The sequence below is a fragment of the Streptomyces sp. CB02056 genome (assembly GCF_001905545.1).
In the GTDB taxonomy this organism is placed as follows: Bacteria; Actinomycetota; Actinomycetes; order Streptomycetales; family Streptomycetaceae; genus Kitasatospora.
In genome coordinates this window covers 1,836-16,327 of record NZ_LIPD01000017.1, presented here as the reverse complement: position 1 = coordinate 16,327, position 14,492 = coordinate 1,836, and the positions used below count along the sequence as shown (strand labels likewise).

Genomic DNA, 14,492 nt, shown 5'->3' with positions numbered 1-14,492 from the left:
AGCACCACCCGTGAAAGGCCGCCCGTGTTTGCCGTACCGCTCACCGAGAACGCCGAACTGCGCCCGCTGGAGCCCTGGCAGGCGCCCGAGTTCCTGACCCACCTCGACCGCGCCCGCGCCCACACCGACCCGTGGATCCCCTGGGCCACCTTCTCCGTCGACCTGGAGTCCGCCCGCGCCACCCTCCAGCGCTACGCCGACGGCCTGGCCGCCGACCAGAAGCGGATCTACGGGATCTGGCTGGACGGCACCCTGGTCGGCGGCGTGATGTTCGTGAGCTTCGACGCCCGGTCCGGCGTCTGCGAGATCGGCGCCTGGACGGAGCCGGCCGGCGAGGGCCACGGGCTGATCACCGCCGCCGTCAAGCAGCTGCTCGACTACGCCTTCACCACCCGCGGCATGCACCGCGCCGAGTGGTGGTGCTCCTCCGTCAACGCCCGCAGCCGGGCGGTCGCCGAGCGGGTCGGCATGACCCGCGACGGCGTGCTGCGCGAGTGGTACCCGTACAACGGGGTCCGCTACGACAAGGAGATCTGGGCCGTGCTGGCCGACGAGTGGACCAGCCGGGCCTGAACCGGGAACGGCGCCGGGCCCGGTGGACTCCCCCGCCCACCGGGCCCCGCACCGAACCGAACCGCACCACACCGTCCCGGCGGCCCACCAGCCCGCCGGCCGTCGACCCGTCAGGCGGCCGGCGCCACCCCCGCCGACCCGGCCGGCCCCGCCAGCTCGGCCGGCCGCAGCCGCAGCACGCACACCAGTGCCAGCGCCAGCACCCCGCCCGCCGACAGGAAGACCACGTCCACCGCGTCCGTGAAGCTGCGCACCGCGTGCTCGTGCGCCGCCCCGGTCAGCGCCCGGACCGCGCCGAGCGGCCGCCCCGGCTCGCCCGCCTCGAAGACCCGGGTCAGCACGGTGCCGAAGAGCGCCGCGCCGAGCGCGCTGCCGAGGCTCTGGAAGAACCGGATCCCGGTGGTCGCCACCCCCAGCTGGTGCCGGGGCGCGGTCTCCTGCACCACCGTGACCAGCTGGCCGATCAGCTGCCCCAGCCCGCAGCCCAGCAGGGCGAGTTCGGCCAGCACCGCCCACAGCGCGGTGTCCGGCCCGCTGAGGCCGAGCAGGGCGAGGGCGAGCGTGGCGCAGGCCGCGCCGGCCGCCAGGAAGGTCCGGGGCGGGTGGCCGCGCCCGGTCAGCCGGCCGACCAGCAGGCCGGCCGCCGTCATCCCGGCCGCCATCGGGACCAGGTAGAGGCTGGCCGAGGTCGGGGCCACGCCCCGGGCGATCTGCAGGTAGAGCATCACGTACATGATCGAGCCGACCATGCCCATCCCGACCAGCCCCTGGATCGCGAAGCCCAGCCGCACCGCGCGGATCCGGAACAGCGACAGCGGCAGCACCGGCTCGGCGGCGGTGGCCTGACGCCACAGGAAGAGGCCGAGCGCGGCCAGGGTGGCGGCGGCGAGCCCGAGGATCACCGGGGAGGTCCAGGCGTGGTCCTTGCCGCCCCACTCGGTGACGAGCAGCAGCCCGGTCGCGAAGGCCGCCGCGAGGGCCGCGCCGACGAAGTCCAGGCTCCGGCGACCGGTCGCCCGGGGCAGCCTGACCACCAGGGCGACGCCGACCAGCACCAGCAGGCCGAGCGGCAGGTTGACGTAGAAGACCCAGCGCCAGCCGAGGTGGTCGGTGAACAGCGCGCCGACCAGCGGGCCGACCGCCATGCCGAGGCCGGCGACGATCCCGCCCACCGCCCCGCCCTTGGCGCCGCCGTGCTCCTCCGGGTCCTTGAACTGGGCGATGACCACCATGGTGACGCTCATCAGCCCGCCGCCGCCGACGCCCTGCACCGCCCGGAAGGCGATCAGCTGGTCCATCGACTGCGCCGCCCCGCAGAGCGCCGAGCCGAGCAGGAAGGTGCCGACGGCCCCGAGCAGCACGCGCTTGGCGCCGTACACGTCGCAGAGCCTGCCGTACAGCGGCAGCAGCGCGGTGGCGGCCAGGGCGAACGCGCTGACCAGCCAGGGCAGCCGGTCCACGCCGTGGACGGGATCGAGGTCGCGGACGATCGGCACGGTGGCGGCCGACACGATGTTCATGTCGAGCACCGCCAGCACGATCGTGACCAGGCAGAGCAGCATGCCCAGCTTGCGCTGGGCCGGGGTCATCAGCGCGGTGTCCGGCGGCGCGGGTGCGGCAGCGGGTACGGCGGCGGTGGTGGCCATGGTCGGGTCCCCCCAGGGTCCGTCGGATTCGCGCCGGGGCCGGGGCGGCCGGCGGCACGCCCTCACCATCGCAGCGTTTTTGGACTCGGTCAATTCTTCATCCCGACCAATCTTTCTGCCTGGTCAACATTTGATCCTGGTACAGTCCCCCCATGGCGATGCGACCCGCACAGGACTTCGGCCCCGACGTCGACCTCGACGCCCTCCCGCTGCGCGAGCGCAAGAAGTTCCAGACCGGCATGCGGATCTTCCGCACGGCCGTCGCGCTGTTCACCGAGCGCGGCTTCGACCAGGTCTCGGTCGCGGAGATCGCCGCCGCCGCCGAGGTGTCCAAGATGACCGTCTTCAACTACTTCCCCACCAAGGAAGACCTGGTCATGGGCCCGATGGAGCAGCACCTCGACGAGCCGGCCCAGGCGGTGCGCGACCGCGCCCCGGGCACCTCGGCGGTGACGGCGCTGCGCGAGCAGTTCCTCGCCGCACTGGAGCGCTTCGACCCGGCCGCCGGGCTGAACGACGACCGGATCGTGCTCGACGTGGTCCGGCTGATCCACCGCACCCCCGCGCTGACCGCCCGCGCCACCCACGGCTTCGACCGGCTGGCGCACGCCGCGCTCGCCGCCGAACTGCTCGCCCAGGACCCGGCCCACGACGAACTGACCGCCCGGGTCGCCACCGCCCAGCTGCTCGCCGTCCGGGTCGCGCTGATCGCCGCCAACCACCGGCGGATGCTGGCCGGCGAGCGCGCCGCCGACGCCCTGCCCGCCGTCCTGGAGGAGGCCCGCCGCGCCTTCGCCCTGCTCGAGCACGGCCTCGGCGACTACTGCACCCGCGCCGCCTGAGAGAGTTGGCGCACCACGACCGACCGGAGGTGCGCATGGACCAGCCGCTGCTCACGCGGGACCGCTCCGCCCTGCCCGCGCAGGCCGACGGCCTCAACGCGTACGTCGGCGAGGACGGCGTCGCCGTCCTGGAGTTCGCCCGCCCGCACCGCCGCAACGCGGTGACCCTGGCGGTCTGGCAGGCGCTGCCCAAGGTGCTGGAGCAGCTGGCCGGCCACCCGGGCGTGCGCGTCCTGCTGCTCACCGGCGCCGGCAACACCTTCAGCGCGGGCGCGGACATCGCCGAACTCTCCGAGGTGTACGGCGATCCGGACCGCGCCGAGGCCTACCACGCGACCAACGTCGCCGCCGAGGAGGCGCTGGCGGCCTTCCCGCACCCGACCCTCGCCGTGGTGCACGGCGCCTGCGTCGGCGGCGGCTGCCAACTGGCCGTCGCCTGCGACCTGCGGTTCGTCGCCGAGGACGCCCGGCTCGGGATCACCCCGGCCAAGCTCGGCGTGGTCTACCCGGCGGTGCCGACCGTACGGCTGGCCCGGCTGATCGGCCCGGCCCGGGCCAAGTACCTGCTGTTCTCCGGCGAGTTGGTGGCCGGCCGGGACGCGCTGCCGCTCGGCCTGGCCGAACGCGTCCTGCCGGACGCCGAACTGGACGCCGCCGCCCTGGACTTCGCCCGGCTGCTGACCCGTCGCTCCGCCCAGACCGTCGGCGCGGCCAAGGCCGTCCTGGACGCCCCGCCCGAGCGGGCCGACGAGGTCCTGGCCCCCTGGCTGCTCCGCGCCCGGGAGGGCTCGGACGTCCGCGAGGGCCTGGCCGCCTTCCTGGAGGGCCGGCCCGCCCGGTTCTGAACGGGAACGGGTCCGAGCGGGAACGCTCCCGCGCGGGAACGGTGCGGGCCCGGCGGAAGGGGCCGCACCAGCACCCGTACGATCATCCGGCCGGAACCCGTCCACCCCTTCCCGCCCCCGGAGCACCCACCCCGATGACGACCGAGGCCCAGGCCGTGCCCGCCCCGCCCGCCCCCACCCGCCGGACGGCCCTGGCCCGCCGGATCACCGACGGCCTGGAGCCGAAGAACGTGATCCTCGTGCTGCTCCCGCTGCTGGGCGGCCTCCGCTACGGCTGGTCGGGCATCGGCTGGGCGCTGTTCGCCGCCCTGTTCGCCGCCGTCGTCCCGACCCTGATCATCGGCCACGGCATGCGCAAGGGCACCGTGGCGGACCGTCACGTCGGCCGACGGCAGCGCCGGCTGACCCTCTTCCCGCTCATCATGGGCTCGGTGCTGCTCAGCTTCGCGGTGATGATCGGACTGGACGCCCCGGCCGACCTGACCGCGCTGGTGCTGGCGATGTTCGCCTCGCTGGTCCCGATCCTGGTGATCACCGTCTGGTGGAAGGTCTCCGTGCACACCGCCGTGGCCACCGGCGCGGTGGTCTGCCTCGCCATCGCGCTCGGCCCGCTCTGGCTGCTGCTCGGCGCGCTGGTCCCGCTGATCGGGTGGTCCCGGGTGGCGCTGCGGGACCACACCGCCGCGCAGACGGCCGTCGGCGCGGCGGTGGGCGCGCTCGCCGCCGGCCTCACCTTCTGGGCCGCCCGCTGACGGGCCACCCGCTCTCGGGCCGCCCACCGGCCAGGGCGGCCACGGCGACCGGTCAGCGGATCGGCACCCCCGAGATCGCCCGGGCGATCACCAGCCGCTGGATCTCGCTGGTCCCCTCGAAGATCGAGTAGATCGCGCTGTCCCGGTGCATCCGCTCCACCGGGTACTCCCGGGTGAAGCCGTTGCCGCCGAGGATCTGCATCGCCTGCGCGGTCACGTACTTGGCGGTCTCGCCCGCGTACAGCTTGGACATCGAGCCCTCGGCCGCCGTGAACGGCTGGTTGTTGACCGCCATCCAGGAGGCCCGCCACACCAGCAGCCGGGCCGCGTCGATCCGGGTCCTCATGTCGGCGAGCTGGAAGGCCACGCCCTGGTTGTCGATGATCGGCCGGCCGAACTGCTCCCGGGTCCTCGCGTAGTCCAGCGCCACCTCGTACGCGGCCCGGGCGATGCCGATCGCCTGCGCGCCGACGGCCGGCCGGGAGGCCTCGAAGGTGGCCATCGCCGCGTTGCCCCTGCCGCCGGGGCGCTTGACGCCCTCGCGGGCCCGGGCGAGGCGCTCGTCCAGCTTCTCCTTGCCGCCGAGCAGGCAGCTGCCGGGCACCCGGACGCCGTCCAGCACCACCTCGGCGGTGTGCGAGGCGCGGATGCCGTGCTTCTTGAACTTCTGGCCCTGGCTCAGCCCCGGGGTGCCCGGCGGGACGACGAAGGAGGCCTGGCCCTTGGCGCCGAGCTCCGGGTCGACGGTGGCGACCACCACGTGGACGGCGGCGATCCCGCCGTTGGTGGCCCAGGTCTTGGTGCCGGTGAGCACCCACTCGTCCTTGGCCTCGTCGTACACCGCCCGGGTGCGCAGCGCCGAGACGTCGGAGCCGGCGTCCGGCTCGGAGGAGCAGAAGGCGGCCACCTTGACGTCCTCCGGGGTGCCGAACATCTGCGGGGTCCAGGTGCCGATCTGCTCGTCGGTGCCGTTGGCCAGCACCGCGACGGCGGCCAGGGTGGTGCCGACGATGGACAGCCCGATGCCCGCGTCGCCCCAGAACAGCTCCTCCATGGCGATCGGGATGCCGACGCCGGAGGGGTCGAAGTACTGCTGGGCGTAGAAGTCCAGCGAGTAGATGCCGAGCTTGGCGGCCTCCTGGATGACCGGCCAGGGGGTCTCCTCGCGCTCGTCCCACTCGGCCGCGGCGGGGCGCATCACGTCGGCGGCGAAGCCGTGCAGCCAGTCGCGTACGGCGAGCTGGTCCGCGCCCGGGTCCAGCGAGAACGTGCTGCTCATGGTGCGTGCCTCCGAAGACGTGTGCGGCCGACCGGGGTGTTACCTCGGGTAACATCGTCGGAGTCTGCTACTGATTGGTAACCGGTGTCAACGCCCAGACGGACCCCAACTCCGAGGAGCAGCGCATGTCCCGAGAGCCCCGCCGCGAGCAGCTGCTCAACGCCGCCGACCGGGTCGTCCAGCGCGAAGGGCCGGGCGCCAGCATGAACGCCATCGCCGCCGAGGCCGGCATCACCAAGCCGATCCTCTACCGCCACTTCGGCGACCGGAACGGCCTGATCAGAGCCCTGACCGAGCGCCACACCGGCGGACTGCTGGCCGCCGTCCGGGCCGCCCTCGCCGAGCCGCTGGAGCGCCGCGACCGGGTCGAGCACGTCCTGGACACCTACCTCGCCGGCATCGAGGCCCGCCCCCAGGTCTACCGGCTGCTCACCCACCCCGAGCCCGGCGACCCGAGCGGCGCCGGCAACGCCCTCGCCCCCGCGCTCCGGCAGATCGCCGAGGAGATCACCCGGGCCGTACAGAGCCAGGTCGACCTCGGCGCCGACCGCGACCTGCTCGCCGAGGCCTGGGGCCGGGGCATCACCGGGATGGTGCTGGCCGCCGGGGACTGGTGGCTGGAGACCAGACCCTGCTCGCGCGCCCGGATGGTGCAGGCGCTGGCCGACCTGCTCTGGGGCCGGCTGGCCGCCGCCGCGGACCGGCCGACCGCCGTCCTGCCGACCGCGCCCGAACCGGCCGCGGACTGAGTCCTCCGTAGACCGAACTCTTGTGCGGCGCACGGAAGTCCGGGCATCATCGGGCCCCACCCCCACCCCCCGCCGTGCGAGGTCCCCGATGCGCCTGCGCCGCACCGCCGTCGCCCTGCTGCTCGCCGCCACCGCCGTCCTCACCGCCGTCCCGGCCTCGGCCCACGACGGGCCGCCGGACCGCTTCCCCACCGGAACGGCCACCGCCGCCGACGGCCGCACCGCCCTCACCGACGCCCAGGGCCGCCGGCTCCTCCTGCGCGGCTTCAACCTCGACAAGTACGCCGAGGCCACCCCGGCCGACCTCGACTCCGTCGCCGCCCAGGGCTTCACCCTGGTCCGGCTGCCGGTCTCCTGGACCAGGCTGGAACCCCGGCGCGGCCGCCTCGACCCCACCGAGCTGCACCGCGTCCAGCGGCTCCTCGACCGGGCCGACCGGCTGGGCCTGCTGGTCCTGGTCGACTTCCACCAGGACGTCTACGGGCCCGCGTTCGGCGGCGGCACCAACGGCGTCCCCGTCTGGGCCACCCGGGACGACGGCCTGCCGTTCACCCCGGACCCGGACGACTGGTTCGCCGGCTACTTCCAGCCCGCCGTCCAGGCCGCCTTCCGCCACCTCTACGACGACCCCGACCTGCGCGCCTGGCAGGCCGACTTCTACACCCGGCTCGCCCGCGAACTGCGCGGCCACCGCTCGCTGCTGGGCTACGACCTGTTCAACGAGCCGTTCGGCCCGGTGGACGGCGACCCGAGCGACCCGGCCGTGCTGGCCGCCGCCGCCTCCGCCCTGGAGCAGGGCCGGCTGGCCGACATGTACCGCCGCCTGATCGCCGCCGTGCGCCGGGCCGACTCCCGCGCCTGGCTGTTCGTCGAGCCGACCGTGCTGGTCGGCCAGGGCGTGCCCACCAGCCTGCCCGGCTTCGCCGACCCCCGCCCCGGCGCGGCCCGGCTCGGCTACGCGCCGCACTTCTACGACACCGCGGTCGAGGGCGGCGCCGACTGGAACCCCGCCGACGGCTTCGTGGAGCGGTACACCGCCGCGATCACCGGCTACCCGGCCGCCCACCGCCTGCCCGTCCTGGTCGGCGAGTGGGGCCCGCCGGACTCCCGCACCCCGGGCAACACCGAGCTGGTCCGCCGTCAGACCGCCGCGATGGACGGCTTCGCCGAGGGCTGGACGATGTGGTACTGGTGCCGGGGCAACGGCGGCTACTGCGCGCTCGACCCGGCCGGGCGCCCCGCCCCCGGCGACGAACCCGCCTTCGGCCCGTACCCGGTGGCCGTCGCGGGCACGGACGTCCGCACCGACGCCCGCGCCGACGGCGCCACCGTCCGCTGGCGCGCCGACGGCACCGGGCGCGGCGGCGAACTCCTGCTCCCCCCGGCCGCGTTCCCGCACGGGGCCCGGGTCGCCGTCTCCCCCGCCGGCGCCCGGGTCGAGGTCGACCAACCGACCGGCGGGCGCGCGGGAACCGTCCGCGTCCGGCTCCCGCACACCCGCCGGGGCACAACCGTGACGGTCACGCTCACCGCGGCCTGACCGTGACGGTGACGGTCAGACCAGCCCCCGGCGGGCCAGCAGCGGCCCGGTCTCCGGAGCCCGGCCGACCACCGCGCGGAAGGACTCCAGCGGGTCCCGGCTGAACCCGCGCGCCAGCAGCTCGCGCCGGAACAGCTCACCGCTCTCCCGCACCGCGCGCCCGTTGGTCTCGAACCACTGCACGGTGTCGGCGTCCAGCACCTCCGACCAGATGTACGCGTAGTACGCGGCGCTGTAGCCGCTGGAGAAGATGTGCTGGAAGTACGTCGTCCGGTAGCGCGGCGGGATCGCGTCCACCGCGATCCCGGCCGCGGCGAGCGCCCGCGCCTCGAACTCCTCGGCGTCCGCGACCTCCTCGCCGCGCGGCACGGTGTGCCACGCCCAGTCCAGCAGCGTGGCCGCCAGGTACTCCACCGTCCGGAAGCCCTGCCCGAAGCCCTCGGCCGCCGTCATCCGCTCGACCAGCTCGGCCGGCAGCGGCTCCCCGGTCGCGTGGTGGCGGGCGTAGTTGGCCAGCACCTCCGGCCGGACCATCCACATCTCGTTGACCTGCGAGGGGAACTCGACGAAGTCCCGGGGCACCGAGGTGCCGGAGAACAGCGGGTAGCGCACGTCCGAGAACAGCCCGTGCAGCGCGTGCCCGAACTCGTGGAACAGCGTGCGCACCTCGTCCCAGTCCATCAGCACCGGCTCGCCGGGCGCCGGGCGCGGGATGTTGAGGTTGTTCAGCACCACCGGGCGCTGCCCGGTCAGCCCGGACTGGGCCACCATCGCGTCCATCCAGGCGCCGCCGCGCTTGGACGCCCGGGCGTGGAAGTCGCCGATGAACAGGCCCAGCGGGGTGCCGTCCTCCTCGAACACCTCGAAGACCCGGGCGTCCCGGTGGTGGGCCGTCAGCTCCGGCCGCTCGGTGAAGGTCACCCCGTATGCCAGGTTCGCGGCGAAGAACACGCCGTCCCGCAGCACCCGCTCCAGCTCGAAGTACGGGCGCAGCACGGCCGCGTCCACCTGGTAGGAGCTCTGCCGGACCTTCTCCGAGTAGTACGCCCAGTCGTGCGCGGCGATCTCCGTGATGCCGTCCGCGGCGGCCGCCCTGGCCAGCTCGGCGGCCTCCCGGCGGGCGTTGGCCACCGCCGGCTCCACCAGCCGGGCCAGCAGCGAGGAGACCGCCTCGACGGTGCCGGCCGTCTCGTCCGCCACCACGTACGCGGCGTGGCTCGGGTACCCGAGCAGCGCCGCCCGCTCGGCGCGCAGCCCGGCCATCCGGATCGCCAGCGGGCCGTTGGCCTCGACGCCCCGGCCGAGCGAGGCGGCCAGCAGCCGCTCGCGCACCGCGCGGTCGGTGAGCTGGGCCAGCTCGGGCTGGCCGGAGGTGTTCTTCAGGCTCAGCACGTACCGGCCGTCGTGGCCCAGCACCCGGGCGTTCTCGGCGGCCCCGGCGATCGCGCCCCCGGACAGCCCGGCGAGCTCCTCGGCGGAGTCCAGGACCAGCGCGGCGGCCCGGGTGGCGGCGTTCACGTTCTGCTGGAACGTGGTGCCGAGCGCGGCGAGTTCGGCGTTCAGCTCGCGCAGCCGGGCCTGCTCGGCCGCGCCCAGCCGGGCGCCGGAGCGCACGAAGGCGGTGTACCGGCGCTCCAGCAGGCGCAGCGACTCCGGGTCCAGGCCGAGCCCGGCGCGGTCCCCGTACAGCGCCTCGATCCGGGCGAACAGCGCGAGGTCCAGGTGGATCGCGTCGTGGTGGGCGGCGAGCAGCGGGCTCACCTTCGCCTCCACCTCGTCCAGCACGTCGGTGGTGTCCGAGGAGGACTGGTTGCGGAACACCGCGTCGACCCGGCGCAGCAGCTCCCCGGAGCGCTCCAGGGCCACCAGGGTGTTCTCGAAGGTCGGCAGGCCCCGGTCCGCGGTGATCACCGCGATCTCGGCCAGCTGCTCGGCCATCCCCCGCTCGTACGCGGGCAGGTAGTGCTCCTCGCGGATCTCGGCGAACGGCGGGAGCTCGTAGACCAGCGGGCTGGCCTGGAAGAACGGGTTCACGGTCATTTCGCGAACCCTACGCCGTGTCCCCGGCCCTGCCCACGTGCTTTTGCCGCCCCTCGCGGGGCCCGCGTGCCGCCCGTTGTCGTACCCACCCGTTAACGTCGACGCGCGGGCCCGTCGGTCGCGGGCCGCGGCGTGCCCGTCCGCGGGCCCGCGTCCCCGTACCCGTCCCCGCACGCCCGACCGCGCGCCGGAGAGGAGCAGCCCCCGTGGCACCCAGGACCGCCATCGCGCCCGATCCGCACGGCCCCGGCGGCCGGCTCCAGCCGCTGGACGACACGGGCCGGCCGCTCGGCCCGCCGGAGGCCGTCCGCGACCTCGCCACCGCCGTCGCCGCCCGGGAGGCCGCCGACCACCCGCGCTGGGTCTGGGCCGCCGCCGACTCCGGGTACGCCCCGCTGCTGCCGCGCCTGCCCGACCGGCTCGCCCGCTGCCACGACCTGCGGCTGGTCGAGGCGCTGCTGCTGGCGCACGAGGGCCGGTTCGGGGCGCCGCGCTCGCTCGGCGCCGCCTGGGCCCGGCTGCGGAACCTGCCCGTCCCGGCGGACCTGCCCGAGCCCGGCCTGGCCGACGCCGACGACGGCCAGGACACCCTGTTCGCCCCCGACCGGCTGCAACTGCCCCCCGGCGCCGACCCGTTGGAGGCCGTGGTCGCCGTCCACGCCGAACAGCAGCGCCGGATCGCCGCCATCGCCGACCCGGCCGCCCGGCAGCGCTTCCGGCTGCTGGTCGCCGCCGAGTCGGCCGGCGCCCTGGTGGCCGCCGAGACGGCCCACGACGGGCTGCCCTGGCGGGCCGACGTCCACGACCGGCTGCTGACCGAACTGCTCGGCCCCCGGCCGACCGTCCCCGGCACCCAGCCCAGGGTCCTCGCCGAGCTCGCCGTCGACCTCCAGCAGGCCCTCGGCGCCAAGCCGTTCAACCCCGACTCGCACACCCAGGTGCTGCGCGCCTTCGCCGAGGCGGGCATCCAGCTCGGCTCCACCCGCTCCTGGGAGCTCAAGGGCGTCGACCACCCGGCCGCGCAGCTGCTGGTCCGCTACAAGGAGCTGTCCCGGATCCACGTCGCGCACGGCTGGGCCTGGCAGGACGCCTGGGCCCGCGGCGGCCGGTTCCGGCCCGAGTACGTGGTCGGCGGCGTGGTCTCCGGCCGCTGGGCCAGCCGCGGCGGCGGCGCCCTGCAGATCCCGCGCATCCTGCGCCGCGCCGTGGTCGCCGACCCGGGCTGGCTGCTGGTCGTCGCCGACGCCGCCCAGCTGGAGCCCCGGGTGCTCGCCGCGCTCTCCCAGGACGCCGGGCTGGCCCGCACCGCCGCCGGCGGCGACCTGTACGAGGCGCTCGCCGCCCAGGCCTTCCAGGGGGACCGGGACAAGGCCAAGCTCGGCCTGCTCGGCGCCATGTACGGGCAGACCAGCGGCGACATCGGCCCGCTGCTGAACACCCTGCACCGCCGCTACCCGGCCGCGATGGGCTACGTCGAGGCCGCCGCCCGCACCGGCGAGGACGGCGGCGTGGTCGCCTCCCGGCTCGGCCGGGTCTGCCCGCCGGCCTCCGCCGACTTCCTCGACCTCACCGAGGGCGAGGGCGCGGGCGAGGCCGGCGGCCGCACCGCCCGCGCCCGCGGCCGCTTCACCCGCAACTTCGTCATCCAGGCCAGCGCCGCCGACTGGGCACTGGCCCTGCTCGCGGCCCTGCGCCGCCGACTGAACGAACTGCCCGCCGCGGGCCCGGAGGACCGCCCGCACCTGGTGTTCTTCCAGCACGACGAGGTGATCGTGCACACCCCGGCCAACCTCGCCGACGAGGTGGCCGCCGCCGTCGCCGAGGCGGCCGACGAGGCCCGCCGGCTGGTGTTCGGCGACACCCCGGTGCGCTTCCCGCTCAGCACGGCGGTGGTGGACTGCTACGCGGACGCCAAGTGAGCCGCGGGCACTGAACGGCGCCCGGACACCGGTCCGTCAGAGCTTCCGGAACCCGCGCGCGTCCTCGGCCGCCGCGACCACCTCGGCCAGGCCCGCCCCGGTCGAGGCGGTGACGGCGGCGGCCACCGCGCCCTCCACGAACGGCGCGTCCACCAGCTGCACGCCCGGGCGCGGCTCGTCCTCCAGCACCGTGACGGCGGTGAGCACCGAGCTGCCGAGGTCCGGCAGCACGACCACGCCCGCCCCGGCGTCGGCCCGCGCGATCGCCCCGGCGATCAGGTCGTAGCTGGTGCCGAGCCCGCCGTCCTCGGTGCCGCCCGCGACGACCACCCGCACGCCGTCCGAGGCGAGTTCGCCGAGCAGCTCGCGCAGCCCCTCCGCGAGCCGGGCGCTGTGCGAGACCAGAACAATGCCCACGTTCTCACTCATGCGGCCGACCCTACGGCCGGAACCAGGTACTCCGGGAGAGTGATCGGAATCCCGCGTGTCGCACCCCGTGCCCACCACCCCCGTCTGGCGTAGCGTCGGGGCTACGGCGTCGCCGGCCGTGGCGTCCTCACCCAGGTCACCCAGGTCACCAAGGGAGCGAAGAGCGTTGAAGAAGCTGATCAACACCCCGGAGAGCGTCCTGGAGGACGCGCTGGCCGGGATCGCCGCCGCCCATCCGGAGCTGACGGTGGACGTCCCCAACCGGGTGATCACCCGGGCCGCCCGCCCGGCCGGCCCGAAGGTCGCGCTGATCTCCGGCGGCGGCTCCGGCCACGAACCGCTGCACGGCGGCTTCGTCGGCCCCGGCATGCTCGACGCCGCCTGCCCCGGCGAGGTCTTCACCTCGCCCGTCCCGGACCAGATGCTGGCCGCCGCCAAGGCCGTGGAGACCGGCGCCGGCGTGGTCTTCGTCGTGAAGAACTACACCGGCGACGTGATGAACTTCGAGCTCGCCGCCGAACTCGCCGCCGAGGAGGGCCTGGAGGTCCGCACCGTCCTGGTCAACGACGACGTCGCGGTCGAGGACTCCACCTGGACGGCCGGCCGCCGGGGCACCGGCGCGACCGTCCTGGTCGAGAAGACCGCCGGCGCGCTGGCCGAGCGCGGCGCCCCGCTGGACGAGGTGGCCGCCCTGGGCGAGCGGGTCAACGCCGCCTCCCGCTCCTTCGCCGTCGCGCTCACCGCGGCCACCGTCCCGGCCGCAGGCAAGCCCGGCTTCGACCTGCCCGAGGACGAGATCGAGGTCGGCGTCGGCATCCACGGCGAGCCCGGCCGCCGCCGCGAGAAGCTCCGCCCGGCCCGCGAGCTGGCCGCCGAGGTGGTCGACACCATCCTGACCGACCACCACCTGACCCCGGGCGACGAGGTGATCGCCCTGCTCAACGGCCTCGGCGCGACCCCGCTGCTGGAGCTGTACGTGGTCTACGGCGAGGTCGCCGCCCGGCTCGCCGAGCGCGGCATCACGGTGGCCCGCAGCCTGGTCGGCAACTACGTCACCAGCCTGGACATGGCGGGCTTCTCGCTCACCCTCACCAAGGCCGACGCCGAGCTGCTGGAACTCTGGGACGCCCCGGTCGACACCCCCGCCCTCAAGCGGGCCTGAGGAGGACGCACGATGGACTTCGACACCCCGCTGGCCGAGGCCTGGGTCCGCGCGATCGCCGCGGCCGTCGAGAAGGAGCGGGCCCGGCTCACCGACCTGGACTCCGCGATCGGCGACGGCGACCACGGCAGCAACCTCCAGCGCGGCTTCGCCGCCGCCCTGACCGCCCTGGACGGCCTCCAGCCCGCCGGCCCCGGCGCCGTCCTCACCAAGACCGGCACCACCCTCATCTCCAAGGTCGGCGGCGCCTCCGGCCCGCTCTACGGCAAGGCCTTCCGCGCCATCGGCGCCGCCCTGCCCGACCCGGCCGGCCCGGCCGCCGTCGCCGAGGCCCTGTCCGCCGGCCTGGACGCCATCCGCCTCCTCGGCAAAGCCGCCCCCGGCGACAAGACCATCGTGGACGCCTGGACCCCGGCCGTCGCCGCCTTCCGCGCCACAGCCGCCACCGGCGCCGACCTCCCCACAGCGGCCGCAGCGGCCGCCGACGCCGCCGAACAGGGCGCCCGCGACACCATCCCCCTCCAGGCCCGCAAGGGCCGCGCCTCCTACCTCGGCGAACGCAGCATCGGCCACCAGGACCCGGGCGCCACCTCCACCGCCCTCGTCTTCCGCACCCTCGCCGACATCACCACCACCTGACCCCCACCCACCGCCCACACACACCCACCTCCCCCCACACCCACCCCACCCGCCTCACCCCCCACCTCCCGCCCCAG

At 75.3% G+C, this 14,492-nt stretch carries 13 protein-coding genes; 9 read left to right on the top strand and 4 right to left on the bottom strand.

Annotated features, from left to right (window positions below):
• Positions 1-24 precede the first annotated feature (24 nt).
• Positions 25-573 (top strand): GNAT family N-acetyltransferase, encoded by a 549-nt coding sequence (locus AMK13_RS34455; RefSeq protein ID WP_074005555.1) that lies wholly within the window; start codon positions 25-27, stop codon positions 571-573.
• Between the two features lie 110 nt (positions 574-683).
• Here the strand turns inward: AMK13_RS34455 and AMK13_RS34450 are convergent, their stop codons facing one another.
• Entirely contained in the window at positions 684-2,219 is a 1,536-nt protein-coding gene (locus AMK13_RS34450; protein ID WP_380717305.1) for an MFS transporter, read from the bottom strand.
• Positions 2,220-2,371: 152 nt separating this feature from the next.
• Between AMK13_RS34450 and AMK13_RS34445 the strand changes: the two genes are divergently transcribed.
• The 3 genes from AMK13_RS34445 to AMK13_RS34435 all read left to right on the top strand — a co-directional run bounded on the left by AMK13_RS34445 (position 2,372) and on the right by AMK13_RS34435 (position 4,658).
• The gene (locus tag AMK13_RS34445; RefSeq protein WP_241853153.1) at positions 2,372-3,061 is read left to right on the top strand and encodes a TetR family transcriptional regulator; all 690 of its coding nucleotides are present in this window, start codon (positions 2,372-2,374) and stop codon (positions 3,059-3,061) included.
• Positions 3,062-3,096: 35 nt separating this feature from the next.
• On the top strand, positions 3,097-3,906 hold the full coding sequence (locus tag AMK13_RS34440) for an enoyl-CoA hydratase/isomerase family protein (RefSeq protein WP_079272763.1): 810 nt from the start codon (positions 3,097-3,099) through the stop codon (positions 3,904-3,906).
• Positions 3,907-4,040: 134 nt separating this feature from the next.
• A complete protein-coding gene (locus AMK13_RS34435; protein ID WP_074005554.1) occupies positions 4,041-4,658 on the top strand; it encodes a hypothetical protein in 618 nt (205 codons plus the stop codon).
• A 52-nt stretch (positions 4,659-4,710) separates the two neighbouring features.
• Here the strand turns inward: AMK13_RS34435 and AMK13_RS34430 are convergent, their stop codons facing one another.
• Positions 4,711-5,937, bottom strand: coding sequence for an acyl-CoA dehydrogenase family protein (locus AMK13_RS34430; protein ID WP_049655719.1), 1,227 nt, complete (start codon positions 5,935-5,937; stop codon positions 4,711-4,713).
• Between the two features lie 125 nt (positions 5,938-6,062).
• On the opposite strand from AMK13_RS34430, the gene AMK13_RS34425 reads away from it, so the two are divergent.
• Positions 6,063-6,686 carry a TetR family transcriptional regulator gene (locus tag AMK13_RS34425; RefSeq protein ID WP_049655722.1) on the top strand — a complete coding sequence of 208 codons (624 nt, stop codon included), beginning with the start codon at positions 6,063-6,065 and terminating at the stop codon, positions 6,684-6,686.
• 88 nt (positions 6,687-6,774) lie between these two features.
• Positions 6,775-8,226: a cellulase family glycosylhydrolase gene (locus tag AMK13_RS46170; RefSeq protein WP_074005553.1), complete on the top strand. Its 1,452-nt coding sequence runs from the start codon at positions 6,775-6,777 to the stop codon at positions 8,224-8,226.
• A gap of 15 nt (positions 8,227-8,241) precedes the next feature.
• Here AMK13_RS46170 and AMK13_RS34415 read toward each other — a convergent pair whose 3' ends face one another.
• Positions 8,242-10,266, bottom strand: coding sequence for a M3 family metallopeptidase (locus tag AMK13_RS34415; protein ID WP_074005552.1), 2,025 nt, complete (start codon positions 10,264-10,266; stop codon positions 8,242-8,244).
• A gap of 206 nt (positions 10,267-10,472) precedes the next feature.
• On the opposite strand from AMK13_RS34415, the gene AMK13_RS34410 reads away from it, so the two are divergent.
• Positions 10,473-12,185 (top strand): bifunctional 3'-5' exonuclease/DNA polymerase, encoded by a 1,713-nt coding sequence (locus AMK13_RS34410; protein WP_074005551.1) that lies wholly within the window; start codon positions 10,473-10,475, stop codon positions 12,183-12,185.
• Between the two features lie 36 nt (positions 12,186-12,221).
• Here AMK13_RS34410 and dhaM read toward each other — a convergent pair whose 3' ends face one another.
• Complete coding sequence (gene dhaM, locus AMK13_RS34405) at positions 12,222-12,614, bottom strand: dihydroxyacetone kinase phosphoryl donor subunit DhaM (RefSeq protein ID WP_049659695.1); 393 nt, start codon at positions 12,612-12,614, stop codon at positions 12,222-12,224.
• 166 nt (positions 12,615-12,780) lie between these two features.
• On the opposite strand from dhaM, the gene dhaK reads away from it, so the two are divergent.
• Positions 12,781-13,776 carry a dihydroxyacetone kinase subunit DhaK gene (dhaK, locus tag AMK13_RS34400; protein ID WP_049659693.1) on the top strand — a complete coding sequence of 332 codons (996 nt, stop codon included), beginning with the start codon at positions 12,781-12,783 and terminating at the stop codon, positions 13,774-13,776.
• 12 nt (positions 13,777-13,788) lie between these two features.
• The gene (gene dhaL, locus AMK13_RS34395) at positions 13,789-14,415 is read left to right on the top strand and encodes a dihydroxyacetone kinase subunit DhaL (RefSeq protein ID WP_074005550.1); all 627 of its coding nucleotides are present in this window, start codon (positions 13,789-13,791) and stop codon (positions 14,413-14,415) included.
• Positions 14,416-14,492 lie beyond the last annotated feature (77 nt).

What these genes read in the sequence shown, in the direction of transcription:
- AMK13_RS34450 (WP_380717305.1), bottom strand. Translation starts at nt 2,219, where the DNA reads ATGGCCACCACCGCCGCCGTACCCGCTGCCGCACCCGCGCCGCCGGAC.
- AMK13_RS34445 (WP_241853153.1), top strand. Translation starts at nt 2,372, where the DNA reads ATGGCGATGCGACCCGCACAGGACTTCGGCCCCGACGTCGACCTCGAC.
- AMK13_RS34440 (WP_079272763.1), top strand. Translation starts at nt 3,097, where the DNA reads ATGGACCAGCCGCTGCTCACGCGGGACCGCTCCGCCCTGCCCGCGCAG.
- AMK13_RS34435 (WP_074005554.1), top strand. Translation starts at nt 4,041, where the DNA reads ATGACGACCGAGGCCCAGGCCGTGCCCGCCCCGCCCGCCCCCACCCGC.
- AMK13_RS34430 (WP_049655719.1), bottom strand. Translation starts at nt 5,937, where the DNA reads ATGAGCAGCACGTTCTCGCTGGACCCGGGCGCGGACCAGCTCGCCGTA.
- AMK13_RS34425 (WP_049655722.1), top strand. Translation starts at nt 6,063, where the DNA reads ATGTCCCGAGAGCCCCGCCGCGAGCAGCTGCTCAACGCCGCCGACCGG.
- AMK13_RS46170 (WP_074005553.1), top strand. Translation starts at nt 6,775, where the DNA reads ATGCGCCTGCGCCGCACCGCCGTCGCCCTGCTGCTCGCCGCCACCGCC.
- AMK13_RS34415 (WP_074005552.1), bottom strand. Translation starts at nt 10,266, where the DNA reads ATGACCGTGAACCCGTTCTTCCAGGCCAGCCCGCTGGTCTACGAGCTC.
- dhaM (WP_049659695.1), bottom strand. Translation starts at nt 12,614, where the DNA reads ATGAGTGAGAACGTGGGCATTGTTCTGGTCTCGCACAGCGCCCGGCTC.
- dhaL (WP_074005550.1), top strand. Translation starts at nt 13,789, where the DNA reads ATGGACTTCGACACCCCGCTGGCCGAGGCCTGGGTCCGCGCGATCGCC.